This is a genomic window from Streptomyces rhizoryzae, from assembly GCF_023155275.1.
In the GTDB taxonomy this organism is placed as follows: Bacteria; Actinomycetota; Actinomycetes; order Streptomycetales; family Streptomycetaceae; genus Streptomyces; species Streptomyces rhizoryzae.
In genome coordinates, this window is record NZ_JALMUV010000020.1 from 57,686 (window position 1) to 80,707 (window position 23,022).

Annotated in this window: 26 protein-coding genes; 15 read left to right on the forward strand and 11 right to left on the reverse strand. The window is 73.6% G+C overall.

Annotated elements, in window-relative coordinates; genetic code table 11:
• Nucleotides 1–87: 87 nt before the first annotated feature.
• Complete coding sequence (locus MUU72_RS17820; protein WP_248014276.1) at nucleotides 88–573, reverse strand: GNAT family N-acetyltransferase; 486 nt, start codon at nucleotides 571–573, stop codon at nucleotides 88–90.
• A gap of 55 nt (nucleotides 574–628) precedes the next feature.
• Between MUU72_RS17820 and MUU72_RS17825 the strand changes: the two genes are divergently transcribed.
• Complete coding sequence (locus MUU72_RS17825) at nucleotides 629–1,432, forward strand: exodeoxyribonuclease III (protein ID WP_248014277.1); 804 nt, start codon at nucleotides 629–631, stop codon at nucleotides 1,430–1,432.
• Nucleotides 1,433–1,498: 66 nt separating this feature from the next.
• Here MUU72_RS17825 and MUU72_RS17830 read toward each other — a convergent pair whose 3' ends face one another.
• Both MUU72_RS17830 and MUU72_RS17835 read right to left on the reverse strand, forming a co-directional pair.
• A complete protein-coding gene (locus MUU72_RS17830) occupies nucleotides 1,499–1,708 on the reverse strand; it encodes a DUF397 domain-containing protein (RefSeq protein WP_248014278.1) in 210 nt (69 codons plus the stop codon).
• Nucleotides 1,705–2,547 (reverse strand): helix-turn-helix domain-containing protein, encoded by an 843-nt coding sequence (locus tag MUU72_RS17835; RefSeq protein WP_248014279.1) that lies wholly within the window; start codon nucleotides 2,545–2,547, stop codon nucleotides 1,705–1,707. Before MUU72_RS17835 ends, MUU72_RS17830 begins: the two co-directional genes overlap by 4 nt.
• Before the next feature lie 151 nt (nucleotides 2,548–2,698).
• Between MUU72_RS17835 and MUU72_RS17840 the strand changes: the two genes are divergently transcribed.
• Nucleotides 2,699–3,583 (forward strand): IS982 family transposase, encoded by an 885-nt coding sequence (locus MUU72_RS17840; protein ID WP_248014280.1) that lies wholly within the window; start codon nucleotides 2,699–2,701, stop codon nucleotides 3,581–3,583.
• A gap of 95 nt (nucleotides 3,584–3,678) precedes the next feature.
• On the opposite strand, the gene MUU72_RS17845 is transcribed toward MUU72_RS17840, so the two are convergent.
• Both MUU72_RS17845 and MUU72_RS17850 read right to left on the reverse strand, forming a co-directional pair.
• Complete coding sequence (locus MUU72_RS17845; RefSeq protein WP_248014281.1) at nucleotides 3,679–4,905, reverse strand: glycosyltransferase; 1,227 nt, start codon at nucleotides 4,903–4,905, stop codon at nucleotides 3,679–3,681.
• Nucleotides 4,906–5,116: 211 nt separating this feature from the next.
• Entirely contained in the window at nucleotides 5,117–6,322 is a 1,206-nt protein-coding gene (locus tag MUU72_RS17850; protein ID WP_248014282.1) for an FAD-dependent monooxygenase, read from the reverse strand.
• A gap of 140 nt (nucleotides 6,323–6,462) precedes the next feature.
• On the opposite strand from MUU72_RS17850, the gene MUU72_RS17855 reads away from it, so the two are divergent.
• On the forward strand, nucleotides 6,463–7,053 hold the full coding sequence (locus MUU72_RS17855; RefSeq protein WP_248014283.1) for a TetR/AcrR family transcriptional regulator: 591 nt from the start codon (nucleotides 6,463–6,465) through the stop codon (nucleotides 7,051–7,053).
• 68 nt (nucleotides 7,054–7,121) lie between these two features.
• Nucleotides 7,122–7,673: a YciI family protein gene (locus MUU72_RS17860; RefSeq protein WP_248014284.1), complete on the forward strand. Its 552-nt coding sequence runs from the start codon at nucleotides 7,122–7,124 to the stop codon at nucleotides 7,671–7,673.
• 48 nt (nucleotides 7,674–7,721) lie between these two features.
• On the opposite strand, the gene MUU72_RS17865 is transcribed toward MUU72_RS17860, so the two are convergent.
• From MUU72_RS17865 to MUU72_RS17880, 4 genes are all read right to left on the reverse strand, one after another.
• Nucleotides 7,722–9,305, reverse strand: a complete 1,584-nt coding sequence (locus MUU72_RS17865; RefSeq protein ID WP_248014285.1) for an alpha/beta hydrolase — start codon at nucleotides 9,303–9,305, stop codon at nucleotides 7,722–7,724.
• 216 nt (nucleotides 9,306–9,521) lie between these two features.
• On the reverse strand, nucleotides 9,522–9,695 hold the full coding sequence (locus MUU72_RS17870) for a CsbD family protein (protein WP_248014286.1): 174 nt from the start codon (nucleotides 9,693–9,695) through the stop codon (nucleotides 9,522–9,524).
• Nucleotides 9,696–9,762: 67 nt separating this feature from the next.
• Complete coding sequence (locus MUU72_RS17875; RefSeq protein ID WP_248014287.1) at nucleotides 9,763–10,179, reverse strand: STAS domain-containing protein; 417 nt, start codon at nucleotides 10,177–10,179, stop codon at nucleotides 9,763–9,765.
• A gap of 76 nt (nucleotides 10,180–10,255) precedes the next feature.
• Nucleotides 10,256–10,819 (reverse strand): ferritin-like domain-containing protein, encoded by a 564-nt coding sequence (locus MUU72_RS17880; RefSeq protein ID WP_248014288.1) that lies wholly within the window; start codon nucleotides 10,817–10,819, stop codon nucleotides 10,256–10,258.
• 493 nt (nucleotides 10,820–11,312) lie between these two features.
• Between MUU72_RS17880 and MUU72_RS17885 the strand changes: the two genes are divergently transcribed.
• Both MUU72_RS17885 and MUU72_RS17890 read left to right on the forward strand, forming a co-directional pair.
• The gene (locus tag MUU72_RS17885) at nucleotides 11,313–11,480 is read left to right on the forward strand and encodes a hydrophobic protein (protein WP_248014289.1); all 168 of its coding nucleotides are present in this window, start codon (nucleotides 11,313–11,315) and stop codon (nucleotides 11,478–11,480) included.
• Nucleotides 11,481–11,724: 244 nt separating this feature from the next.
• Entirely contained in the window at nucleotides 11,725–12,966 is a 1,242-nt protein-coding gene (locus tag MUU72_RS17890; protein ID WP_248014290.1) for an FUSC family protein, read from the forward strand.
• Between the two features lie 55 nt (nucleotides 12,967–13,021).
• Here the strand turns inward: MUU72_RS17890 and MUU72_RS17895 are convergent, their stop codons facing one another.
• Nucleotides 13,022–13,630, reverse strand: a complete 609-nt coding sequence (locus MUU72_RS17895) for a GNAT family N-acetyltransferase (RefSeq protein WP_248014291.1) — start codon at nucleotides 13,628–13,630, stop codon at nucleotides 13,022–13,024.
• Between the two features lie 347 nt (nucleotides 13,631–13,977).
• On the opposite strand from MUU72_RS17895, the gene MUU72_RS17900 reads away from it, so the two are divergent.
• Nucleotides 13,978–14,163, forward strand: a complete 186-nt coding sequence (locus MUU72_RS17900; RefSeq protein ID WP_248014292.1) for a hypothetical protein — start codon at nucleotides 13,978–13,980, stop codon at nucleotides 14,161–14,163.
• A 182-nt stretch (nucleotides 14,164–14,345) separates the two neighbouring features.
• Here the strand turns inward: MUU72_RS17900 and MUU72_RS17905 are convergent, their stop codons facing one another.
• The gene (locus MUU72_RS17905; RefSeq protein ID WP_248014293.1) at nucleotides 14,346–15,272 is read right to left on the reverse strand and encodes a LysR family transcriptional regulator; all 927 of its coding nucleotides are present in this window, start codon (nucleotides 15,270–15,272) and stop codon (nucleotides 14,346–14,348) included.
• A 114-nt stretch (nucleotides 15,273–15,386) separates the two neighbouring features.
• Here MUU72_RS17905 and MUU72_RS17910 point away from each other — a divergent pair, with 114 nt between their 5' ends.
• From MUU72_RS17910 to MUU72_RS17945, 8 genes are all read left to right on the forward strand, one after another.
• Nucleotides 15,387–16,370 (forward strand): DMT family transporter, encoded by a 984-nt coding sequence (locus MUU72_RS17910; protein WP_248014294.1) that lies wholly within the window; start codon nucleotides 15,387–15,389, stop codon nucleotides 16,368–16,370.
• 434 nt (nucleotides 16,371–16,804) lie between these two features.
• Nucleotides 16,805–17,068 (forward strand): cispentacin biosynthesis acyl carrier protein AmcB, encoded by a 264-nt coding sequence (gene amcB / locus MUU72_RS17915; protein WP_248014295.1) that lies wholly within the window; start codon nucleotides 16,805–16,807, stop codon nucleotides 17,066–17,068.
• A gap of 105 nt (nucleotides 17,069–17,173) precedes the next feature.
• Nucleotides 17,174–18,334, forward strand: a complete 1,161-nt coding sequence (gene amcF / locus MUU72_RS17920) for a cispentacin biosynthesis acyltransferase subunit AmcF (RefSeq protein WP_248014296.1) — start codon at nucleotides 17,174–17,176, stop codon at nucleotides 18,332–18,334.
• Nucleotides 18,327–18,926, forward strand: a complete 600-nt coding sequence (gene amcG, locus MUU72_RS17925) for a cispentacin moiety biosynthesis protein AmcG (protein WP_248014297.1) — start codon at nucleotides 18,327–18,329, stop codon at nucleotides 18,924–18,926. The genes amcF and amcG overlap by 8 nt, the downstream gene beginning before the upstream one ends.
• A gap of 18 nt (nucleotides 18,927–18,944) precedes the next feature.
• Nucleotides 18,945–20,354, forward strand: a complete 1,410-nt coding sequence (amcH, locus tag MUU72_RS17930) for an adenylate-forming 2-oxoglutaryl-ACP ligase AmcH (RefSeq protein ID WP_248014298.1) — start codon at nucleotides 18,945–18,947, stop codon at nucleotides 20,352–20,354.
• 29 nt (nucleotides 20,355–20,383) lie between these two features.
• Entirely contained in the window at nucleotides 20,384–21,109 is a 726-nt protein-coding gene (locus MUU72_RS17935; RefSeq protein ID WP_248014299.1) for a thioesterase II family protein, read from the forward strand.
• Nucleotides 21,106–22,143: an aldo/keto reductase gene (locus MUU72_RS17940; protein ID WP_248014300.1), complete on the forward strand. Its 1,038-nt coding sequence runs from the start codon at nucleotides 21,106–21,108 to the stop codon at nucleotides 22,141–22,143. The genes MUU72_RS17935 and MUU72_RS17940 overlap by 4 nt, the downstream gene beginning before the upstream one ends.
• Entirely contained in the window at nucleotides 22,140–22,973 is an 834-nt protein-coding gene (locus MUU72_RS17945; protein WP_248014301.1) for an AfsA-related hotdog domain-containing protein, read from the forward strand. Before MUU72_RS17940 ends, MUU72_RS17945 begins: the two co-directional genes overlap by 4 nt.
• The last annotated feature ends 49 nt before the right edge of the window (nucleotides 22,974–23,022 follow it).

Here is a 23,022-nt window from a genome sequence, read left to right on the forward strand (position 1 = left end):
TTAACTAGTTCATTAGTGGAATGAGTATGGAAGGCGGCCAGGGACCTGTCAAAGCCGGGCCGGCTCCCCGCTGCTCCGCGCGCGCGGCTACGCGTCGGTGACCAGCGGTTTCCCCATGCAGAGGCTGGATTCGTAGCCCCGGTAGTAGCCGAACTTCGGCACCGTCGCGTAGCCGCTGGAGGCGTAGAGCGCGATCGCCTCGGGCTGCTTGCTGCCGGTCTCCAGCACCATCCGGATGCGGCCGGCGGCCCGCGCGTCCGCCTCCAGCGCGGCCAGGATCCGCCGGGCCAGCCCGCGGCCGCGGGCGCCGGGCACCACGAACATCCGCTTGATCTCGGCGTCCCCGGGGGCGTACCCCTCGGCGGTGTCCTCCTGGACCCGCCACCCGCCGGTGGCCAGCGGGGTGCCGTCCTCGTAGGCGATCAGATACAGGCCGTTCGGCGGGACGAACATCTCCGGGTCGAGCGGGGTGGCGTCCCCGTCGCCGCCGTAGCGCCGCGCGTACTCCTGCTGGACCTCCCGGTCGAGCCGCACCGCGTCGGGGTGGTCGTACCGGACGGGACGTATCTCCATTCCAGGAAGCGTACGGAAGCGCGGGGCCCCGGGGGAGGGCGGGTAGGGTGCCGGGATGCTCACCGTGACCTCTGTGAATGTGAATGGGCTGCGGGCCGCGGCCAGGAAGGGCTTCGTGCCGTGGCTGGCCGGGACCGGTGCCGATGTGGTGTGCCTCCAGGAGGTGCGCGCCGAGACGGCGCTGCTGCCGGCGGAGGTGCGGGAGCCGGCCGGCTGGTACGCGGTGCACGCGCCGGCGGCCGCCAAGGGCCGGGCCGGGGTCTCGCTCTACACGCGGCGGGAGCCGGACGGGGTGCGGACCGGCTTCGGGTCGGCGGAGTTCGACGGCAGCGGCCGGTACGTCGAGGCGGACCTGCCCGGGGTGACGGTGGCCAGCCTGTACCTGCCCTCCGGTGAGGTCGGCACCGAGCGGCAGGACGAGAAGGAACGGTTCATGGCGGAGTTCCTGCCGTACCTGGTGGGCCTGCGCGAGCGGGCCGCGGCGGACGGTCGCGAGGTCGTCGTCTGCGGCGACTGGAACATCGCCCACCGCGAGGCCGACCTGAAGAACTGGAAGGCCAACCAGAAGAAGTCCGGCTTCCTGCCGGAGGAGCGGGCCTGGCTCACCGCCGTCCTCGACGAGGACCGGGGCGGCTACGTGGACGTCGTCCGGGCCCTGCACCCGGAGGCCGAGGGGCCGTACTCCTGGTGGTCCTACCGCGGGCGGGCCTTCGACAACGACGCCGGCTGGCGCATCGACTACCACATGGCCACCCCGGGCCTGGCCGCCCGCGCCCTCAAGGCCACGGTCGAGCGCGCGGCCTCCTACGACCAGCGCTGGAGCGACCACGCGCCGGTGACGGTCACGTACGGGGACTGACGAGCGGCGGCCCCCCTCACCGCCGGGTGAAGGGGGCGTTCGACTGCTCCGGACCGCTGTCCGGGGTCAGCGGGAAAACCCGGCGCCCTTGACGGCCGCGATGAACGTGGCGAAAGAGGCGGCCGGGAACGCGAGGACAGGACCCTCCGGCGTCTTGCTGTCCCGCACCGGGACGTTGCCGGTCGCGCGGGCCGAACTGGGCGCCCACTCCAGGCAGTTCCCGCCCTCCGGGCTGCTGTAGCTGCTCTTGACCCACTGGGTCGGACCAATGATCACGACAGCGACTCCATCTGCTCTTCGATCATGCGGGCGCTCTCCCGCGTGGAAAGCGCCTCGCTGGTCAGTTCATCGTAGGTCCGGAGGGCGGCCAGTACGTGATCGTCTTCATTGATGATGTTGGCAGTCTTGTAGGTTTCGACGCATACCGAGACAGCGTGGTTCGGAGACGTGATCAGCGAGACCGGCCAGTCGATGAAGAGGCTTCCAGGGGCGTCCAGCGGAAGCACCTGGATTCGGACGGTTGGGCGTTTGCCTGCCTCCACGAGGACCTTGAGCTGGCGCCGCATGACGTCCGGAGGGCAGAAGCGCCGACGCAACACGGACTCGCACAGCACCACGCACACGTCCGGAGGGGTATCGCCGGCCAGGAGCGTCTGCCGGTGGAGTCGGTTGTTCACGTCCCGCGTGATCTCCTGCTCGCTGGCACGCGGCGCCCCGGCCGCAAGGAGGTGCCTCGCGTAATCGGCGGTCTGGAAGAGCCCCGGCACGATCGTGGGCGACCACTCCCGAATCGCGACGGCGGACCGCTCCAGCGCCATGCGCTGCCGGAACAGCGACGGGAACGAACGGGCCACGATCTCTTCGTGGAGCCGCTTGAACTTCCCGTCCGTACCGAAGACTTCGTCGAACTTCGCCGGAAACTCCGGGGGGATGGGCCCCTTGCACGTCTCCACTCGGCTGATGGTCGACTTCGACGTCCGCAGCAGCCGGGCCAGCGCCTCCTGGCTCAGCGGTCTGGGGTCATGGAGCTCCCGGGCGCTCCTCAGTTCTTCGGCGAACTCCCGCCGCGCGTCCGTGACCTCGGCGTCTTGTCCACTGTCCAGGCCGTCGCCCATCTCCGCCCCCTGACCGTATGGCCGGTCCAGTGCTCCGGATACTCACGTTCTCGGAGGTCGCGGCGGTTGGCATATGCCGAACCGCCTAGATGAGTGAGTCCGATGTTTGTGCTGGCCGCGACCATGGCGAAGGGCGCCCGTTGGCTCGTGTGTGACTACCAGCCTGGACGCCCTTCTGGCGGCACTGTACGTGTTCATCGACGACCATGTGGCCCCTCGTCGCCGGATCGGGCGACCCCCGAAACTGACGGACGCCGAACTCCTGTGCCTGGCCGTCGCCCAGGTCCTGCTCGGCTTCCCCTCGGCCCGGCACTGGATCCGCTTCGCCCACGCCCGCCTGGGACACCTCTTCCGCTACCTGCCCCAGCAATCCGCCTACAACAAACGCCTCAACGCCGCCGGACCACTGATCAGCCACGTGATCGAGGCCTTGGCCCGGCAGGTGCCGACCTGGCACGACGACCTCCGGCTGATCGACTCAACCCCGCTGCCCTGCGCCGCCTCCCGCGAGACCGCCAAACGCTCCTACCTGGCCGGGCACGCCGGCTACGGCTACTGCCGCAGCCACTCCCGCTTCTTCTGGGGACTGCGGCTCTACCTGGTCACCACCGCCGAGGGCATGCCCGTCACCTGGTGCCTGGCCAATCCCAAGATCGGCGAACGAGAGGTGATGATCGCCCTGCTGGAACGCGATCATCACCTCGTCCGCGAAGGCCAGGTGATCCTGGCGGACAAGGGCTTTGCCGGGCGGGAGTTCGAGGCGTTCCTCACCGAGCGCCTGGGCGTCCACCTGGTGCGGCCGGACCGCAAGGACGAGCCTGTCCGGCACGGCCGTCTCGCCCGGGTCCGTCAGTGGATCGAGGCTGTATTCGCCACGCTCAAGGGCCAGCTTGGTCTGGAACAACACGGCGGCAGAACCCTGCCGGGAGTGTGCGCCCGCACCGGCCAACGACTCCTCGCCCTGGCAGCCTGCATCTGGCACAACTGGACCACCGGCGCCAAGACCAAACGATCCCTGACCGCCTACGACCACTAAGAACATCGGACTCACTCATCTAGGGGCGACGGACGCGGAGTAGGCCCCGGCCCCGGAGGGCCGCGCGGCGCGGTGCGCCCGTCGCCCGCCGCCGGTCAGCGCCGGCGTGCCGCACGGGCCGTGTCGAGCAGCAGGTCCGCGGCCACCGCCGCGCCGTCGGTGCGGATCGTGCCCGCCACGGCCCTGGCCCGGGCCGCGGTCTTTGGCGCCAGGGCCGTGGCGAGCGCGGCCGAGAGGGAACCGGCGGTCGGCGTCGCGCCGTCGTGGGCCGCGCCGATGCCCAACGCGGCGACCTGCGCGGCCCAGCGCGGCTGGTCCACGATGTGCGGCACCACCACCTGGGGCGCGCCGGCCAGGGCGGCGGTCGTCGTGGTGCCGGCACCGCCGTGGTGCACCACGGCGGCCACCCGGCCGAACAGCGCCCGGTGGTTGACCTCACCGACGACGAAGCAGTCGTCCCGGTCGTCGGTCCGGGCCAGGCCGGCCCAGCCGCTGGCGAGCACGACGCGGCGGCCGTGCGCCCGGACCGCCTCGACGGCCACCTTGGCCAGCTCGGCCGAGGTGTGCAGGGCCATGCTGCCGAAGCCCACGTACACCGGTGGCGCGCCGGCCGCCAGGAACGCCGCCAGGTCGTCCGGCAGCGGGCGGTCGTCGGGCAGGAGCCACGCGCCGGTCTGCACGAGGTCGAGTTCCGTCAGGTCCTGCCACGGGCCCAGGACCGGGTCCGCCGCCAGCCACGGCCGGTCGGTGAGGACGTGGTCGCGGACGTTGTCCACCGGCGGCAGGCCGAGCGCCGTGCGGTGGCGGTTGAGCGCCTCGCCGTACAACGCGTTCACGCGCTGGGCGTCCTGCTCCCACAGCACCTTCGGGTCGGTCTCCTCCTCCGGGGACGGGGTGCCCGGCCGTCGCCCCGGCCGGAAGTGCCGGGAGGGCAGTCCGAACGGATGGAAGCACGCGAAGACGTAGGGAATGCCCAGTTTCTCGGCGACCGAACGGGCCCCGGCCGGCATCAGGCCGGTCGCCAGCAGCGCGTCGCCGCCCTCCGCCGCGGCGCTGAGCGTCTCGAACCGTGCGGCGACCAGCTCGGGCGCGAGCCGGAACGCGTCCCGGGCCGTCGGCGGCCGTTCACCGGTCACCACCGAACGCACCGACGGGCCGAGCGGCACCGGTTCCGCGCCGGCACGCGCCAGCAGCGCCGTGAACTCCTCGTCCGGCGGGACGCACACCCGCACCTCCGCGCCGCGTTCGCGCAACCGCACCGCGAGCGCCGCCAGCGGTTGGACATCCCCCCGCGATCCCCACGACGACAACACCACACGCATAGCGCAGATCCCCCTTGAGCTCTCAGGTCCCGGTCAAGGCCGCCCATCCTGCGGCACGACCGGGGCCTTGCCGCAAGCCCCCCTGTGCGCTATATCTTGAAAGTGGCAAGGGGTGTGCGCTCCTTGCCTTTGCTGTGTCCGGGGCGGGGTCCTGGAAGCTCGGGGCGCCTGGATGCCTGGGTGCTGTTCGGTGGGTGCCTGGGTGCCTGGTTCAGCGCGTCGCCTCGCCGGGGCGGTCCGGGGGCGGGGCGGGCGGCCGCCAGTCGAGGACCGGGGCGAGGGAGCCCAGCAGGTGCCTGGCCGGGATCAGGCGCAGGACGCGGTCCCGCACCGCCCGCCCCGGTTCCCAGGCACACTGCGCGACGGCGCCGATGCGGCGGGACCGCCGGGCGATCAGCTGCGTCCGCGGGCGGCGCACCCGGTCGTACGCGGCCAGCGCCTCGGGTACCGAAGCGCGGGTCCGGGGGTCCAGCAGCGTGGCCAGCGTGACGGCGTCCTCCAGTGCCTGGTTGGCGCCCTGCCCCAGGTCGGGGGTCATGGCGTGCGCGGCGTCGCCGAGCAGTGCGACCCGGCCGGTGGCGTACGACGGCAGCGGCGGCAGTTCGTAGACGTCGTGGCGCAGCACCGCCTCTTCGGTGGCGGCCGCCAGCAGAGCCGGGATCGGGTCGTGCCAGTGCCCGAACCGCCGCCGCAGCTCGGCGAGTTCACCGTCCGGGCCGCGCTGCCCGGCGGGTGCGTTCGCCACCCCGAACAGGTAGGTGCGGCCGTCCGGGAGCGGGGCGATGCCGATGCGTTCGCCGCGGCCCCAGGTCTCGCCGCCGGCCGTGAGCGGGCCGTAGCGGGCCACCAGCCGCCAGGCGGTGTACCCGGCGTAGCGGGGTTCGGGAGCCTGCGGCCAGAGCGCCCGGCGCACGCTGCTGTGGATGCCGTCCGCGCCCACCAGCAGGTCGGCCTCCAGGACGCCGCTGCCGTGCCCGACGCGCACCCGCGCCCCGCCGGTCTCCACGGCCGTCACCGCGCTCCCGGTGCACAGCGCGTCCGCGGGCAGGGCGCGGCGCAGGATGTCCAGCAGGTCCGCGCGGTGGATCAGCGCCACCGGGCCGTACCGGCGCGCCAGTTCGGCGGTGTCGGTGCGCGACAGCCAGCGCCCTGAGACGTCGCGGAAACCGGCCTCGGCCTCGGCCAGTGCCTGCGCGCGCACCGCCGCCCCCACGCCCAGCGCCTCCAGGGCGCGCACGCCGTTGGGCCACAGCGACAGGCCGGCCCCGACCTCCCCGAACCGTGCGGCCCGCTCCAGCACCCGCACCCGCCAGCCGCGCCCGGCCAGGGCCAGGGCGGCCGCCAGCCCGCCGATACCGCCACCGGCCACGATCGCGGTGCGCCCGCCCGAACCCCGGTCCGGCGTCTCGTCGTTCATCGGCACTCCTCCCGTAAGCGACCCTCTACGGCTGTAGAGGGGTGCGTGACGGGCGGTACTCTACACTTGTAGAGGTGGTGGGGTGGAACGGCCCCGGAGCGGGCAGCGGTGCGGGGCAACGGACAGGCTGGGAGCGGGAGATGACGGACAGTACGGCACGGCGGCGGCAGGTGGCGGACGCCGCGATCGCGACGCTGGCGCGGGAGGGGATGCGCGGTCTGACCCATCGCGCGGTGGACCGGGCCGCGGACCTGCCGCAGGGGTCCTGCTCGTACTACTTCCGCACCCGGCAGGCCCTGCTCCAGGCGGCGGTCGAGCGCCTGGTCGAGGTGGACACCGCCGACCTGGCCGGGCACCCCGCGCTCCTGGGGCACGGCGGGGGCCCGGCGGAGCTGGCCGCGGCCGCCGCCGACCTCGTCCGGTACTGGACGACCTCGGCCGGCGACCGGATGCGGGCCCGCTACGAACTCATGCTGGAGGCCGGCCGCCGCCCCGAACTCCGCACCGCCCTGGACCGGGCCCGCGCCCACTACCACCGCCTGGCGGAGCAGGCCCTCGCCGCCGCCGGCGCCACCGAACCGGCCGGCCAGGCCCAGGTGTTCATCGCCTTCCTGGACGGCCTGGTCTTCCGTCATCTGACCGGCGCCGACCCGCAATCCGGGCCGCCCGCCGCGCTCGACGACGCCCTGCACGGCCTGCTGCGCGGCTTCGCCGCCCGCCGCCCCGGCTGACCGCCGCACCCGCCCCGCGCGGCGAAACCCGCTCGACCGGGGGCCGCGCGGCGGGAGATCCTGCGGGTATGGAGTTCCTCTGCTACCACCGCGACCGGCCCGGCTCGATGCCGCTGCGGCACGCGCTGCTCGAAGCCCACCGGTCCTACATGGACCGTTACGCGCAGGAGATGATCGCCCGGGGGCCGACCTTCGCGGACGGCGGCGACGTCCTCACCGGCAGCCTGCACCTCCTCGACCTGCCCGATCCCGCCGCGGCGCGCGCGTTCGCCTTCGAGGAGCCCAGCTACCAGGCGGGCGCCTACCGGGACGTGCTGCTGCGGCGGTGGCGCAACTCCCTGGGGCGCACCATGTGGGACTTCCCCGGCGGCCGGACCGGCGGCAACCGGTATCTGGTGCTCGGCCTGGGCGAGGGAGCGGCCGCCGACCTGGCGGTGCCGGCCGACCGGGACGAACTGATCGCCTACGGGCCGCTGCTGTCCGATGACGGGTCCGCCTGGCTGGGCACGGCCGCCCTGGTCCGGGCGGCGGACCCGGCCACCGCCCGCGCCGTCCTGACCCCGGACCGCTACGCCGGCATCGAGGTGCACGACTGGCAGTTCGGCGGGCGCCCGGAGTAGCGCGCGCGGCCGGTTGGCCGGGAGCCGTCCGGCCGGGCCGCCGGGCGGTCACCGCGGCCCGGGTGACGCGGGGGCGGCCGGGGCCGGGAGGGGGTTGGCGGCGCAGGTGGTGTCGGCGGGCGGGACGGCTTCGTCGAGGAGGTAGTCCTCGACGAAGCCGTCGACACAGGCGTTGCGATTCTGGAACTGGCCGTGGTCGCCGCCCCCGGCGACCGTGATCAGCCGGGAGCCGGGCAGCGCCCGGTGGTCGCGCAGGGCGCCCTCGTAGTACGTGGCCGGGTCGTGGGTGGAGTTCACCAGGAGCAGGGGCGGCAGGCCGCGGCCGGTGACCTCGATGCGCGGGGCGGCGGAGCGCGGCCAGGCGGCGCAGACCGCGGAGTAGGCCAGCGAACGGGCGCCCACCAGCGGGTGTTCGCGCGTGTCGCGGGCACTGCGCGCGATCCAGTAGTCGGCGCTGCGGTTCCACGGAGTGTCGTTGCAGACGACGGAGAAGAAGTCCGCCACGAAGGCCGCGTCCATGGGGTGCGCCATGGCCTTGGCGAGCTGCTGCTTGGCGGCGGGCGGGGCGGTGTCGGGGTGCTCCAGGACGGTCAGGGCGGCGGCGAGGCGCGGAAAACCCGGGTCGGCCTGGTACAGGGCGTTGCTGGTGAGGGTGTCCAGCTGGTCGGGGGTCAGGGCCGTGCCGTCGAGGACGAGCGGGGCATCGCGCAGCGCGGCGCGCAGGCGCTCGTAGGACGCCTTGGCCCGGGAGGGCGTGCGGCCCTGGTGGTAGACGTCGTCGTGCCGCGCCAGCCAGGGGAGGAAGTCCTCCTCGAAACGGCGCTGGAAGCTGAACGGCTGGCCCTCCATGAACGACTGCCAGGTGCCGGTGTAGTCGATGTTGCTGTCCAGCACCATGCGGGCCACCCGGTGCGGGAACTCGGTGGCGTAGGCGGCGCCGAGGTACGTGGCGTAGGACGGGCCGTAGTAGGAGAGCGTGTCGGCGCCGAGGAGGGACCGGTAGAGGTCCATGTCGTGGACGGCCTGATCGGTGGTGAGGTACGGCAGCAGGTCGCCGGAGCGGCGCTCGCACTCGCGGACGAAGGCGCGGGCCCGGGCGAAGGTGGTGCGGATCGCCTCGGGGGAGCGGTCGCGCTTGTCGCCGGAGAAGTAGGCGTCGACGGCCGGCTGGTCGGCGCAGGTGACCTTGGTGCTGCTGCCGACGCCCCGCTGGTCGAAGCTGACGATGTCGTACGCCGCGGCGAGAGCGGGAGCGTAGGTGGCCAGGCCGGCGGGCCGCTTGAGACCCGAGGCGCCGGGGCCGCCGGCGGCCATCATCAGCACCCCGCGCCGCGCGGCGGGATCGGTCGCCCGGTGGCGGGAGACCTCGACGGTCAGCGCGGGACCGCGGTCCGGGTGGTGCCAGTCCCGCGGCACGGCCATCGCCGCGCACTCCAGCGCGCCGGCGGCGCAGGGCTGCCAGGCGAGGTGCTGGGTGAGGTAGCGGGCCGGGACGCCGGGGGCGCCCGGACGGGCGGTGTTCGCGGCGGAGGCGGGGTCCGCCCCGGCGAGCGGGAGGGCCGCGGCGGCGAGGAGAACAAAAGCGGCGGCTGCCGCCCGGCGGGCGGCCTTCCCGGGCACGGGTATCGGCATGGGCAGGGTCCCCCTGAGGAATGCCGGCGGGACAGCCGGCGGCGATCTCGGTCCCGTCGATCCTTCACCGGCCGGTACCGGCCGACAAGGCAGCCATCTGCCGTCCTCAGGGTGGTACCAGTGCCACCCCGGCACGGCGAAGGTGGGCCACCCCCCCGGCACGGCGAAGGTGGGCCACGGCGCCGCACGCCGTGGCCCACCTTCGGAGACCTGCCGTCAGTTCTTGAAGGCGTCCTTGAGCTTTTCCTTCGCGGAGCGGAGCGCGCCCTTGGATTCCTTGGCGGCGCCTTCCGCGGCGGCGCTCTCGTTGCCGACCGTCCGGCCGGCTTCCTTCTTCGCCTTGCCGGTGAGCTGTTCGGTCATGGCCTTGCGCTTTTCTTCCGCGGACATGTCGCTTTCCTTTCCTCGGTGTTCGGAATACGTGAACCGGCTTGTCGGTCCGGAGATCTGTCGAGGGTTATGACGAGGATTCGTCAGCCGGAGGTGTTGCGCCGGGAGATGGGTGGGCCGGGAGGGATTCGGCGGCCAGGGCGAACAGAGCCTCTTCGGGGGTGTCCCGGACCGGGGCGGTGACGCTGATGCCCGTCAGGTCCAGCAGCCGGCGCACCACCGGCGACGCGGCGGCCAACTGCACGCTGCCGCCCACCCGCCGGGTGTCGTTGTACGCCCGGATGATGATGTTCAGCCCCGAGGAATCCATGAACGGGACGTCCCGCAGGTCGAGCACGAGGTGGCGCCGGCCGTGCGTGAGCTGGTTGGCGAGGTGGTGGTGCAGGGCGGTGGCGGTCTCCGCGTCCAGCTCCCCGCACACCGCCACCACGGCGGTCCGCTCGTCGATGACGGTGACCTCGACGCTCAGCAGTTCGGCATTCATCAGGTAGGGGCTCCCTCGCCGTGGATCGTCAGTGCGCTGCGCTCCTCCGCTCCCCCCGAGGGGGCGGAGGAACGGGTCAGGCCCGGGCGGCCGACTCTTCCTGGAGCTGCCGGGGGAGCCGCTCCAGCAGACCGCGCAGGTCGTCCGCGTGCTCCTCCTCCTGCGCGAGGAGTTCCTCGAACACCCGGCGGGTGGTCGGGTCGCCGTCGCCCAGCCACTGGGCGATCTCCGTGTACGCGGCGATCGCCACCCGCTCGGCGACCAGGTCCTCCTTGATCATCGCGACCAGGTCGGCGCTGGCGTCGTAGCCGGCGTGCGCACGCTTCGTCAGGGTGTCCGGATCGAAGTCGGGCTCGCCGCCGAGCTGGACGATGCGGCGGGCCAGCTTGTCCGCGTGCTCCTGCTCCTCCGCCGCGTGCTCCAGGAATTCGGCCGCCGCCGGCTCCGAGAGGAGGCCGGAGGCCGTGTAGTAGTGCCGCTTGTACCGGAGCGTGCAGACGATCTCGGTGGCCAGGGCCTCGTTGAGTACCTGGAGCACGCGCTCCAGGTCCGCGCCGTAGGCATCGGTCACCGGGCCCTTGTCGATCTCCTGGCGCGCCCGTGCCCGGATCGTCTCGATGTCCGTGAGGAATTCAGCCATATCCCTTTCCCGTTCGCTATTCCGTCCCGATTCCGCTCGACCGCGGGAGCGTTCCCCGGCGGAATCGGCCGCCGCCGGTACGGCGACCGCGATCGCCGGGCGCCCGTGCGTTCCGGACGGTTGTCGTGCGTGCAATCGGTGACGGTGCATCGCCTGCCCCGGTGATCCGGCGCTATTCCTCGCTTTTCCCGCCGGTGGAATCGAAGGCGTGCTGAACGCCGCTGCGGGGCGGCCGATCCGGACGTTTTCGTACGGTCCTGCCTGCACCGTTGCGGGGCCGCCGGGGCCGCCGGTGAATTTCCCGGCGTGCCCGGCGTTCCACGGGGCACATGGACGGTGACCCCGGCCGGGCACCCCCGTCCCGGCCGGGGCCCTCACCGCACCGGACCCGGGCGGAAGCCGATCCGGGCACTGCGCGGAGATGTCCCGCCCCGGTCCGGCCGGAAACGTGAGGGTGCGATACGGGCAACCATTGGTGTGGAGGTATACGACTATGGGTCCCCTGCTGCTCGTCCTGCTGCTGGCGCTGATTCTCTTCGGCGCCGGATTCGCCTTGAAGGTCCTGTGGTGGGTCGCACTGGCCGTCCTGGTGGTCTGGCTGCTCGGATTCGTCTTCCGGGCGGCCGACGGCGCCGGGCGCCGCCGCTGGTACCGATGGTGACCTGTGCCTTTCGTGGGCGTGGGCCGTCACCCTGCTGTGGGTGACGGCCCACGCCCGTCCCGGCCGCCGCCCGGCGCCGCGACCCGGCGGTCCCGGCTCCGGGCGGCCGGTGTGCGCGTGCCGTACGGGTGCCGGATCGCGGCGCGCGGGTCCGGCGCAGCGGACGCGGGGAACTGCTCGATCGGGATGACGGTGCCGACGGGCGCTCCGGGCGGGCACCGGGACACGGCGGAACGGAGCGGGCATGAGCCACGGCGAGAACACGGCGGGGCAGGAGCCGGCGGCCCGGCAGGGACGGGTCCGGCGGGCGCGGCAGTGGTTCCAGCGGGCCAGGGGCCCCGGGCACGAGCGGCACACCCTGCTCGTCCTCGGCAAGAGCACCCTGGCCGCGACCGTCGCGTGGTTCCTCGCCTACGACGTCTTCGCGGCCCGGTCCCCGGCCTTCGCCCCGTTCTCCGCCGTCCTGACCATGCAGGTGACCGTCTACCGCTCGCTGCTGGACTCCCTGCGCTACGTGGCGGCGGTGGCGGCCGGGGTGGCCGTGCAGGCCGCGCTCGGCTTCCTGGTGGGCCCCGACCTGCTCACCTTCGCGCTGGTGGCGCTGGTCGCCCTGGTCATCGGACGGTGGCCGGCTCTGGTCCCGCAGGGCTCGCAGGTCGCCACCGCGGCGTTCTTCGCCTTCTCCACCTACGTCCAGGCCACCTCGGCCGCCGGCAAGGCCACCCAGCTGGGACAGATCATCCTGCTGGTCCTCGTCGGGTGCGGCGTCGGCGTGCTGATCAACCTCCTGGTGGTGCCGCCGCTGCACTACCGCCGCGCGGAGCACGGCATCCGCACCCTCGCCCACGGGCTCTGCGACCTGATCGGCGACCTCCATCCCGCCCTGCGGGAAGGCGAGTTGGACGCGGAACGGATCCGGCACTGGCGGGCCCGGGCGGAGCGCAGCGAAACGCTGATCTCGCAGGCCAGGTCCGGACTGTCCACAGCGCGCGAGAGCTTGTACTACAACCCCCGCCGGCTGTTCCGCCGGCACCGCGTGCGCGGCGGCACCGGTTTCGAGGGCTACCGCGCGGTGCTGGAGGCGCTGGAGCGGGCGCTGCACCAGATGACCTCGCTCATCCGGAGCCTGGGCCGGTGGGAGACCGACCGGGAAGCCTCGCTGCCGTCCCCCTTCCTCCACTCCTACGCGGACTTCCTGGCCTCGGTCGGCCGCATCACCCAGGTCCTGGCCGGCCTCGACGAGGACCGGCTGTCCCAACAGGCCCGCGAGGTGGGCGAGTTGACCGACGAGGCGTGGGAGTGCTGCCGCCGGGTGTCCGCCGAGGCCGAGGCGTCCGGGCTGCCGCTGGCCGACCCGGCCCTCCCCTACGGCGTGCTGGTCGTCGAGTCCGCGCGGCTGATGGAGGAGCTCCAGCACACCGGCGACGTCCTGCGCCGCTACACCGAGCGCGGCGCACGGGGCCGCCGGACCGGTACGCGCCGGTGACGGGCCCGGTGCGCGGCCCGGCCCGGACGGCTCCGGGGCGCCCCGCGCGGCCGGTTCAGGCCCCCGTCGCACCGGGCCGGCGCGTCATCGCCCAGGTGTACGGGCCGCCGCCGGGCAGCGGGTACGCGGCGGTGACCTCGAAGCCCAGGCGCCGGTAGAAGCGCACATTGCCCTCGTCGGAGGTCTCCAGGAACGCCGGCACCCCCGCACCGTCCGCGGCCCGGAGCCCGGGGCGGAGCACCGCCGCCCCCAGGCCCCGCCCCTGCCGCGCGGGATCGATCCCCAGCGCGCCGAGGAACCACACCGGTCCGGTGGGCCGGTGCGGCCGCATCGCGGCCTCCGCCTCGGCCGACGCCCCGGCCCGGTCGCCGCAGATCTCGGCGAGCCGCGGCCCGAGCTCGGCGAACGCCTCCGCCGCGGCGGTCTCCGGGGTGGTCCACACGGCCACCGCCGTCCCGTCGTCGGCCACCCACACCCGGCCGTGGTCCAGGCCGATCCGGGAGACGAACAGCTCGTGGAACCGCGCCAGTCGCGCCGGGTGGTCATCGGCCGCGAGGGTGTGGCGGGTCAGGGAGTAGTCGGCGAAGGCGCGCCCCAGCGTACGGACGATCCGGGGCAGATCCGCGCGGGTGGCGGGGCGGACGGCGGGCGGGTGCGTGGGCATCGGTGCTCCCGTTGGTGGGCGGTGAGGGCGGTCAGGGGCATGGTGCCCGGTCCGCGCCCGGCGGCGCGCAGGCGGGTGCGGAGCGCGGTGCCGGCCTCGGTGGGGGAGTGGCTGCTGACCGGCTTCGGCCTGCTCGTCGTGGCCGGCGCCGCCGCCGTCCTGCGGCGGGTCGCGCTCCGCCCGAACCGCGGCACGGACGCGCTGGTGCGTCGCCCCGACCCGCGGATGCGGTCCGGTCCGCACCAGGTGTCCGCCTCCGGCGCCCCGGCCCTGCGGCGCCTGGCCCGGGAGTACGGGGAGGGCACACCGGCGCACCGCGTGCTGACCGAACGCGTCGCCCGGCGGGAATGGGCCGGCAGCCCGCCGCGTTCGTCCTCCTCGACCTCGACGCGAAGCCGTGGGGCGCCCGGCGCTTCCTCGACCCGCGCAGCCGTGCCCCGGTCCTCCGCTACCGCGACGGCAGGATACGGGTGGCGCACACCCGGCCGCGCCCGGGAGGTGACACGTCGGCGGACGAGGAGCGGGGGAGGTGACGCCCGTCCCGCTCAGCGTGCCAGAGGGGGCGGGGGTGCGGGGCGGCGGAGCTGTGCAGGAAGCTGCCTGGCAGGTTGCTGCACGGGGGCCGGCGGAAGCGCGCGGGTACGGTGCCGGCGGCGGCGGCGCAGCGGGGAGGGGAGGGGGGACGGGGAGACCGCGCAAGGCCCCTGGCGGAGGCTCAGGCGGCGGGCGCGGACGGCCCGGTGGAGAGCTGGTCGCCGACCGCGGCCAGCGCGTTGACCGCGGCCCGGACGGAAGGGCGCACCGAGCCCTCGGCCCGCCACACCGCGTAGACCCGGCGGGTCAGCCGGGGCTCGACGGGAACGACCCGGACGCCGTCCGGGAGCGTGCCGAGGCCCAGGGTGGGCACCATGGCCAGCCCCACGCCCGCCGAGACCAGGGCGAGTTGGGTGGGGTGTTCGTTGACGGTGTGCACGATGCGCGGTTCGGTGCCCTGCTCCCGCATGGTGAACAGCAGCCACTCGTGGCACGTCGAGCGGCGCACCCGGCTGATCCACCGCTCGTCGACCAGCTCACCGATCCGCACCGTCGGCCGGCCGGCGAGCCGGTGGTCGTGCGGGAGGGCCACCTGCGCCATGTCCGTCATCAGCAGCTTCTTGCGGACGGTGGCCGGCCAGTCGATCGGGACGTGGTCCCAGTCCTGCACCAGACCGACGTCCAGGTCCCCGCGCTCCACCTGGATCATCGGGGAGTCGAAGTCCATCTCGCGGATGTGCAGCTGGAGCTCCGGGGCACGCTCGGCGAGCAGCCGCAGGGCGTGCGGCACCAGGCCGCGGGCGGCGGTGGGGAAGGCGCCGAGGGTGAGTTCGCCCAGCGGGGCGCTGCGGTACGCCTGGAGCTCGGCCTCGGTCTCGTCCACCAGGGCCAGGATCTGTCCCGCCCGGACGGCCAGCAGCTGGGCGATGAAGGTCAGTTCCACGCCCCGGCCGCTGCGCTTGACCAGCTGGTGCCCGGTCTCCTGCTCCAGCTTGCGGATCTGCTGGGAGACGGCCGAGGTGGTGACGTGCAGGACCTCGGCGGTGCCGCTGACGGAGCCGTAGGTCGCGATGGCCTTCAGGATGCGGAGACGTTCGAGATTGAGCATGTTGAAGCAACCCTACAGTCAGCTCTCAGTTTTTCTCGCTTGTCCTTTGATGTAGCGAACATCAGAGTTTCGGCCATGGACTCGTCCCTCCCTGCGACCGAGGCGGGCGGAGCCGTGGCTCCACCGCCCCCCGTCCCCGCGGCGCGCTCCAGCGACGCACCCCCTCCGGCACCCGCCCCCCGCCTCGACTGGCGGATACGCTTCGCGCTGCTGGCGCTGGTGTGGGGGCTGAGCTTCCTCTTCGTCAAGGTCAGCGGCGCGGCGTACGCACCGCTCCAGGTGGCCCTGGGGCGGGTCGTCTTCGGCGCGCTCACGCTGCTCGCGGTGCTCGCGGTCAAGCGCGAGGCGCTGCCCAGGGACCCGCGGTTGTGGCTGCACCTGGCGGTGGCCGCGTTCCTGCTCAACGCGCTGCCGTTCACGCTCTTCGCCTACTCCGAGGAGCGCATCACCTCCGCGCTGGCGGGCATCTGCAACGCCACCACCCCGCTGTTCACCCTGCTCGTCGCGGTCAGCGCACTGCCCGGAGAGCGGCCGAACCGGAACCGGCTGGCCGGTATGGCCCTGGGATTCCTCGGCGTCCTGGTGGTGTTCGGGATCTGGAACGGCGCGAACGTCGGCGACCCCGTGGGAGCCGGGATGGCCCTGGGCGCCGCGCTGAGCATGGGCGCCGGCTGGGTCTACGTCCGCCGCTTCCTGACCGACTCCGGCCACTCCAGCGTGGCGCTCTCCGCCGCCCAGGTCACCGCCGGAGCCGTCGAACTCGCCGTCGTCACGCCCTTCCTGACGTCGGCCCCCACGCACTTCCCGCTGGTCCCGACGCTGTCCCTGATCGTGCTCGGCGCGCTGGGGACCGGTGTGGCCTTCCTCATCCAGTACGGGCTGGTCCGCGACGCGGGCGCCACGGTGGCGTCCATGGTCACCTACCTCGTGCCCGTCGTCTCCACCGCCGCCGGGGCGGCGGTCCTCGGCGAGGTGCTGAAGTGGCACCAGCCGGTGGGAGCGCTCGTCATCCTGGCCGGCGCGGCACTGTCGCAGCGGCCGGCGCCGTCCGCCGCCGCCAAGCGTGCGGCCCGCGGCGCCGAACTGCCCGATAAATGACCCTTTTTGAAGGTTTTACAGGCACCTGACCGTCGGCCGCCTCCGGTGAACACCGTCGTTCCACCGGTGGCGGCCGCCGCCGGCCGGTGCCTTCCGCCGTGTCCGCGGCGCCGGTGCCCGGCTGTCACCTGCCTTCTCCCCTTCCGCCCCACGGCGTTCGCCGACCGGTAACACAACGGAAACTCCTCGGAATTCCCCGCGGAATGTTTTTGTCGTTCCGTTGATGCGCCGACCCGTCCGCACCTGCCGCGGTGAGATCTTCCCCACGTCGCAGGCAATTGACGTCCGGGCTTCGTTGAATCTAGCTTGGAAATGCCTTCGGGGAATCCCGAACAAGCGAATCGGTGTTACCGGCGCACTTTTTACGTGCGCATTCTTCCATCGTCATTCCACTTCCCGAATTTCCGTTTCGGGGGAACCGGAAAGGGTTTCTCATGGCTATCGCCGAAACCATCAAGAACATTCTCGTCTCGCATGTCTACGTCGAGGTCCCCACCGACCAGATGGGCGAGCACGACAGCCTGCGGGACGTGCTGGGGGTGGACTCGCTGGGCTTCGTCGAGCTCCGGGTGCAGGCGGAGGAGGCGTTCGACATCACCATCTCGGACGAGGACTTCACCCCCGAGCACTTCGCCACCATCGCGTCCCTGACCGCGCTCGTCGAGCGCCGGCAGCAGGTCGCGGCAGCCGCCGTCTGACCGCACCGCCACACCGCGCGCCGATGCGCGGGCGGTGACCGGCTGCCGTGTGCCGCCGGGCACCGCCCGCGCCCGCGGCGCTCCACTCCAGGGGGAAAACGGGGAATGGACAACTTCATCGAATCGGCTCCACGGGGCCATTGCGTCGTCACCGGAATGGGCTGGGTCACCCCGCTGGGCAACTCCGTGCCCGAAGTCTGGCACGCTCTGCTCAAAGGTGAATCCGGAGTACGGGAGACGCCCTCCGAGATACCGGTCCGCAGCGCACTTGCGGCCGTCGTGCCGGATGTCCCGCTCACCGAAAGCCCGCACCGGCGCCAGCTCGACATCACGATTTCCGCAGTGAATTCCGCGCTCGCCGACGCCGGAATTTCTCTCGACGCCGACGGCGTGGAACTCATTCTCGGCACCAGTTATGCGGGAAACCTCGACGACCCGGACGTCCCCTCGCTCTCCGCATGGGCCGGCCAGGCCGCGGACCGCCTCGGGTTCCCCGGCCGCCCGCTGTGCGTCACCACCGCCTGCTCCGCCGGCTCCGACGCCGTCCTCATGGGCGCCGAACTCATCCGCTCCGGCCGCCGCGAGGTGTGCGTCTGCGTCGGTGCCGACGTCGTCACCCCCGCCAAACGGCTCGGCCACTCCCTGCTCGGCACCATGACCGACGAAGCGCTCCGCAGCTTCGACGCCCGCCACAACGGCATGGTGCTCGGCGAGGGCGCCGGTGTCCTGATCCTCGAATCCGCCGACCACGCCCGGCGCCGCTCGGCACCCGTACGGGCCGTACTGCGCGGCGCCGGCTCCGCCAACGACGCGGCCGGCATGACCGCCCCCGACCCCAGCGGGACCAGCGTCGTCCTGGCCGTCGAACGCTCCCTGGCCGGCAGCGGACTGACCGCCGTCGACATCGCGGTGGTCAGCGCGCACGGCACCGGCACCCCGGTCAACGACGCCGTCGAGGCCACCAGCCTGCGGAAACTCTTCGACTCCGGCGAGCGCGGCCCGATCGTCTTCGGCACCAAGGGCGCGCTGGGCCACAGCCTCGGCGCCTGCGGCACCATCGAGGCGATCACCGTGATCAAGGCACTGGAGGACGGCCTCGTCCCGCCCGTCCAGGGCCTGGACACGCCGATGGCCGACTTCCCGCTCCCGCTGCCGGCCGGCGGCCCCGGCCCGGTCGCCGGCACCGCGGGCCTCAGCCTGACCCTCGGCTTCGGCGGCTTCAACACCGCACTCCTCTTCTCACGCCCCGGGAGCGGCCATGAGTGACGACCCCCGCGCAACGGCACCGCGCCACCCCCTCCGCACCACGGGCTACGGCGAAGTCCTCACCACCGACCCCCACAGCCACTCGCGCAACGGCTCCTCGCTGTTCGCCGACCCGGTGGCCTGGCTCATGACCGAAGCCGTGGCCCGCGCCGCCGCGGACTGCGACACCGACCTGACCGCCGCCGGCGACCACGTCGGCCTGATCGCCATCAGCGACCTCTGCACCATGGACACCATGCGGACGATCGCCAGGGCCACGCCCCGGGGACGGCTCTCCCCGCTGAAGTTCGCCGGCGCCAACCCCGGTTCGGTCGCCGGACTGCCCTGCATCCGCCACGGCTTCCGCGGCCCGACGCTGGCCCTGGCCATGCCTCCGGCACCGGCGCTCCCCGCCGCCCTCGCCATGGCGGAGGGCTGGATCGCCCGGGGCAGCGCCCGCCACGTCCTGATCGCCGCCCACCGCCGCGACGGGGACGCGCACGGCGCCCGCGCCTACGTCCTGGAGTCCGCCCGCACTCCGCAGCCGTCCACGGAGCCCGATCTCTCCCGCCTCGCGGCCCCGGTCCCGGCACCGGCCGCCGCGGGCCGCTGACCGAGGAGACCGCCCGCCATGCTGACCCGAACCCCGGCCCCGGCCCTGGGGATCAGCCGCGACGACATCGTCGCCCTGCTGTCCCGCACCACCGACCTCACCCACCCGGAAGGCGCCGACCCCGGCCCGGCCTTCGACGAGGCGCTCGCCGACCTCCGGCGCCTGGACCTGGCCCCCGGCACCCCCGTCATCATCGCCCTGTCCAACGGCACCCACCTGCTCCGGCACTACTTCGCCGCGCTGCTGAGCGGCTGCGTCCCGCTGGCCGTGTCCCCCGCCACCTCCTCCGCCCGGATCACCGCCCTCGCCGAGCACCTCAAGGCCGGGGCCCTGATCGCCGCCCGCATCGACCCCGCCCGCTACGGCGCGGACCGGGTCCGCCCGGCCGGCACCGAACAGGCCGTCCCGCTCCCCATGGGCGGACCCCAGGGCGCCTACCGGCCCGGCGAGGTGCTGATGCTCACCTCCGGCACCTCCGGGATGTTCAGCGCCTGCCTGCACCGGCTGGACTCGCTGCTGCGCAACGCCCGCCGGCACAGCACCGCGGTCGGCGTCCGCGCCGACGACCGGCTGCTGATCAGCCTGCCGCTGTACTACTCGTACGCGATCGTCGCGCAGGCCATGACCGCCCTGGTCACCGGCGCCCACCTGGTCCTGTCCGGGCCGCCGTTCAACCCGGCCGCCTACCGGGCCACCATCGAACGGCACCGCGTCACCTCCTCGTCCATCACCCCGACCATCGCGCGCCAGCTGCTGGAACTCGGCACGCCGCTGCCCGCCCCGCTGCGCTCCCTGGCCGTCGGCGGCGACCGGCTCACCCCCGAGCACGTCGCCGGCCTGCTCGACCTCAACCCGGGCGGCGAGCTGTACGTCACCTACGGGCTGACCGAAGCCGGCCCCCGGGTCGCCACCCTCGCCGCGCACCGCGAACCCGCCCACCGCCACGCCTCGGTCGGCCGCCCGCTGGACGACGTCACCGTCGCGCTGCGCGACACCGGCCCCGACGGCGTGGGCGAACTCGTCGTGACCACCGACACCGCGCTGCTGCGCAAGGTGGGCCCCTCGGCACGCCAGCCGCTGCTGGCACCGGGCCGGGTCGCCACCGGCGACCTCTTCCGCCGTGACGCGGACGGCTACCTCTACTACCGGGGGCGACTCTCCGACTTCGTGGTGGTCCGCGGCGAGAAGGTCTCCCTCTACTCCATCCGCCAGGCCGCCCAGACCATCCCCGGCGTCGCCCGCGCGGTCCCCCGGGTCGCCCGGGACGACGACGGCGAGAACTGCGTCGACCTGGAGATCCACGCCTCGGAACCGGTCCTGGTCACCGACGCGATGGTGCACGACGCCCTGCGCCCCCTGCTGATGCGCAGCGAACGCCCCCGCCGGATCACGGTCGTCCCCCTCGCGGCGGCCGCCCAGCACAAGTGACCCCAGGAACCCCAGAGAGGACCGGCACCGTGCCGAACACCCCACGCACCCAGCTCTTCTGCGTGCCCCACGCCGGCGGCTCGGCCGGCGTGTTCCGCCCCTGGCAGCGCAGCTTCCCCGAGGACATCGAGGTCGTCCCGCTGGAGCCCGCCGGCCGCGGGGTCCGCCGCGGCGAACCCTTCGCCACCGAACTCACCGACGCAGCCGCCGAGTTGAGCGCCATGATGCTGGACCGGCTCACCGGCGACGACTTCGTCCTCCTCGGCCACTGCATGGGCGCCCTCCTCGCCTACGAGATGGTCTGCCACCTCGAACGCCACGGCAGGCAGACCCCGCGGACCCTGATCGTCTCCGGCCGCAACCCTCCGCACCTCCAGACCGCCTGGGGCAAGCGGGTCGCGGGCCTGCCCGACGACGCACTCTTCGCCGAGCTGTCCGCCGTCGGCGGCGTCCCCAAGGGCCTGAGCCGCGCCATGGCCCAGGGCTTTTTGGACATCATCCGCAACGACCAGCGCATGGTGCACGCCTACACCCCCGCGCAGCCCGTCCACCGCGTCACCACACCGGTCCGCGTCCTGGCCGGCAGCGAGGACGAGATGACCCACGCCGACCAACTGCCCGGCTGGTCCGCCTACACCACCGGACCCGTCGGGGTCGACTACCTCCCCGGCGGCCACTACTTCCTCTACGACTGGCCGGAGCAGGTCGCCCTGCGCGTGGCCGGCACACCGGCGCCGGGGGTCGCCACCGCATGAAGTACCGCTATCTCGGCACCACCGGTATCCGCGTCAGCCAGCTCTGCCTGGGCACCCTGATGTTCGGTTCGTGGGGCGACAACACCGCCGACGACTCGATCCGGATCATCGAGCGGGCGATGGCCGCCGGCATCAACTACCTCGACACCGCCGACTCCTACTCGCGCGGCGAGTCCGAGGAGATCGTCGGCAAGGCCCTGGCCCGCTCCGGCAAGCGGGACCGGATCGTCCTCGCCACCAAGTGCCACGCCCCGATGGGCGTCGACCCCAACTCCCGCGGTAACAGCCGCCGCTGGATCCACCAGGCGGTGGAGAACAGCCTCCGGCGGCTGGGCACCGACTGGATCGACATCTACCAGATCCACCGCCCCGACCCGCACACCGACATCGACGAGACCCTCGGCGCGCTCACCGACCTCGTCCAGGCCGGCAAGATCCGCTACCTGGGCAGCTCGACCTTCCCGGCGCACCAGATCGTCGAGGCCCAGTGGGTCGCCGAGCGCCGCCACCGCGAGCGCTTCGTCAGCGAGCAGCCGCCCTACTCCCTGCTGGCCCGCGAGATCGAGGCCGACGTCCTGCCGGTGTGCCAGAAGTACGGCATGGGCACCGCCACCTGGAGCCCGCTGGCCGGCGGCTGGCTGACCGGCCGCTACCGCAAGGGCCAGGACGTCGCCCCCACCCGGCGGGCCGGCCGCTGGGGCAAGCGGTACGACATGTCGCTGGAGGCCAATCAGCGCAAGCTGGACGCCGTCGAGCAACTCGCGCGGCTCGCCGAGGAAGCCGGGCTCACCCTGATCGAACTGGCCCTGGCCTTCGTGACCGAGCACCCGGCCGTCACCTCCGCGATCATCGGCCCGCGCACCCTGGAGCATCTGGAGAGCCAGCTGCGCGGTGCGGACGTCCGGCTCGGCCAGGACGTCCTGGACCGGATCGACGAGATCGTCCCGCCCGGCCGGACCCTCAACAGGGAGGACGGCGGCTGGACACCCCCGGAGCTCACCGACCCCGCCCTGCGCCGCCGGAGCGCACGATGACCGCCCCCAATTCCCAGCCGACCCGGCCGAACCAGCGGACGCGGCAGGCACACCGGGCGCCGGCCGACCTCCAGGACCCGGCCGCCGGATTCTCCCTGCACGGCTGGGAACGGCTGGGCGAGCACCACTTCGAGGTCCGGGGCGCCTACCGGCACGGCGCCCAGCCGCTGGCCGTCGTGCACGCCGTCCGGCAGAGTGCGCTGCTGCTGGCCCACGAGGCGTACGGTGTGCCGCGCGGGCACCACTGCGTCTTCCGGTCGCTCACCTGCACCACACCGGCCGGAGCGGACGCCCGGCCCGCGGCCGGGACGGAGGTGGCGCTGCGGCTGTCCTGCCCGGACCCGGACCTGCGGCGGGGGCAGCTGGTCGGTGCGCGGTTCCGCGGGGAGGCGGTGGACGGCGGGCCGGCGTTCGGCCGGGCCGAGGTCGACTTCGCCTTCCTGTCCCCGGCGGTGTACCGCTTCGTCCGCGGCTCCGGCGAGGAGGCGGCGGACGAGGGGGGCGAAGCGGACGCCGGGGGCTTCGAACTGCGGCCCACCGTCGAGCAGTTGACCTTCCGCGGGGCCGCCGTCGACCACATCCCCGGCATGGTGCTCGCGCAGGCTGCGCTCGACGCGGCCACCGGGGAGGCGGCCACCGGCGGGCGCCCGGTCGGCCTGACCGCGGTCTTCACCGGCTACACCGCGCCGGACGCACCGTGCCGGTTCCACACCCGCCCGGCGGCCGCGCCGGCGGCGGACGCCCGGTACGGAGCGCCGCGGGGCGCCACCGAGGTGTGGGCCGTCCAGTCCGGCCGGCGGGTCTTCGAAGGCACCGTCCACACCGCGTAGGTCGCGCCGCCGACGGCGCGCGTCATCGGCTCCCAGGCCCTGGGAGGCC

What these genes read in the sequence shown, in the direction of transcription:
- MUU72_RS17835 (WP_248014279.1), bottom strand. Translation starts at nt 2,547, where the DNA reads ATGGGCGACGGCCTGGACAGTGGACAAGACGCCGAGGTCACGGACGCG.
- MUU72_RS17875 (WP_248014287.1), bottom strand. Translation starts at nt 10,179, where the DNA reads ATGAATGCCGAACTGCTGAGCGTCGAGGTCACCGTCATCGACGAGCGG.
- MUU72_RS17940 (WP_248014300.1), top strand. Translation starts at nt 21,106, where the DNA reads ATGAAGTACCGCTATCTCGGCACCACCGGTATCCGCGTCAGCCAGCTC.
- MUU72_RS17855 (WP_248014283.1), top strand. Translation starts at nt 6,463, where the DNA reads ATGACGGACAGTACGGCACGGCGGCGGCAGGTGGCGGACGCCGCGATC.
- amcB (WP_248014295.1), top strand. Translation starts at nt 16,805, where the DNA reads ATGGCTATCGCCGAAACCATCAAGAACATTCTCGTCTCGCATGTCTAC.
- MUU72_RS17945 (WP_248014301.1), top strand. Translation starts at nt 22,140, where the DNA reads ATGACCGCCCCCAATTCCCAGCCGACCCGGCCGAACCAGCGGACGCGG.
- amcF (WP_248014296.1), top strand. Translation starts at nt 17,174, where the DNA reads ATGGACAACTTCATCGAATCGGCTCCACGGGGCCATTGCGTCGTCACC.
- MUU72_RS17860 (WP_248014284.1), top strand. Translation starts at nt 7,122, where the DNA reads ATGGAGTTCCTCTGCTACCACCGCGACCGGCCCGGCTCGATGCCGCTG.
- MUU72_RS17890 (WP_248014290.1), top strand. Translation starts at nt 11,725, where the DNA reads ATGAGCCACGGCGAGAACACGGCGGGGCAGGAGCCGGCGGCCCGGCAG.
- MUU72_RS17885 (WP_248014289.1), top strand. Translation starts at nt 11,313, where the DNA reads ATGGGTCCCCTGCTGCTCGTCCTGCTGCTGGCGCTGATTCTCTTCGGC.
- MUU72_RS17870 (WP_248014286.1), bottom strand. Translation starts at nt 9,695, where the DNA reads ATGTCCGCGGAAGAAAAGCGCAAGGCCATGACCGAACAGCTCACCGGC.
- amcH (WP_248014298.1), top strand. Translation starts at nt 18,945, where the DNA reads ATGCTGACCCGAACCCCGGCCCCGGCCCTGGGGATCAGCCGCGACGAC.
- MUU72_RS17865 (WP_248014285.1), bottom strand. Translation starts at nt 9,305, where the DNA reads ATGCCGATACCCGTGCCCGGGAAGGCCGCCCGCCGGGCGGCAGCCGCC.
- MUU72_RS17820 (WP_248014276.1), bottom strand. Translation starts at nt 573, where the DNA reads ATGGAGATACGTCCCGTCCGGTACGACCACCCCGACGCGGTGCGGCTC.
- MUU72_RS17825 (WP_248014277.1), top strand. Translation starts at nt 629, where the DNA reads ATGCTCACCGTGACCTCTGTGAATGTGAATGGGCTGCGGGCCGCGGCC.
- amcG (WP_248014297.1), top strand. Translation starts at nt 18,327, where the DNA reads ATGAGTGACGACCCCCGCGCAACGGCACCGCGCCACCCCCTCCGCACC.
- MUU72_RS17845 (WP_248014281.1), bottom strand. Translation starts at nt 4,905, where the DNA reads ATGCGTGTGGTGTTGTCGTCGTGGGGATCGCGGGGGGATGTCCAACCG.
- MUU72_RS17895 (WP_248014291.1), bottom strand. Translation starts at nt 13,630, where the DNA reads ATGCCCACGCACCCGCCCGCCGTCCGCCCCGCCACCCGCGCGGATCTG.
- MUU72_RS17850 (WP_248014282.1), bottom strand. Translation starts at nt 6,322, where the DNA reads ATGAACGACGAGACGCCGGACCGGGGTTCGGGCGGGCGCACCGCGATC.
- MUU72_RS17880 (WP_248014288.1), bottom strand. Translation starts at nt 10,819, where the DNA reads ATGGCTGAATTCCTCACGGACATCGAGACGATCCGGGCACGGGCGCGC.
- MUU72_RS17905 (WP_248014293.1), bottom strand. Translation starts at nt 15,272, where the DNA reads ATGCTCAATCTCGAACGTCTCCGCATCCTGAAGGCCATCGCGACCTAC.
- MUU72_RS17900 (WP_248014292.1), top strand. Translation starts at nt 13,978, where the DNA reads ATGGGCCGGCAGCCCGCCGCGTTCGTCCTCCTCGACCTCGACGCGAAG.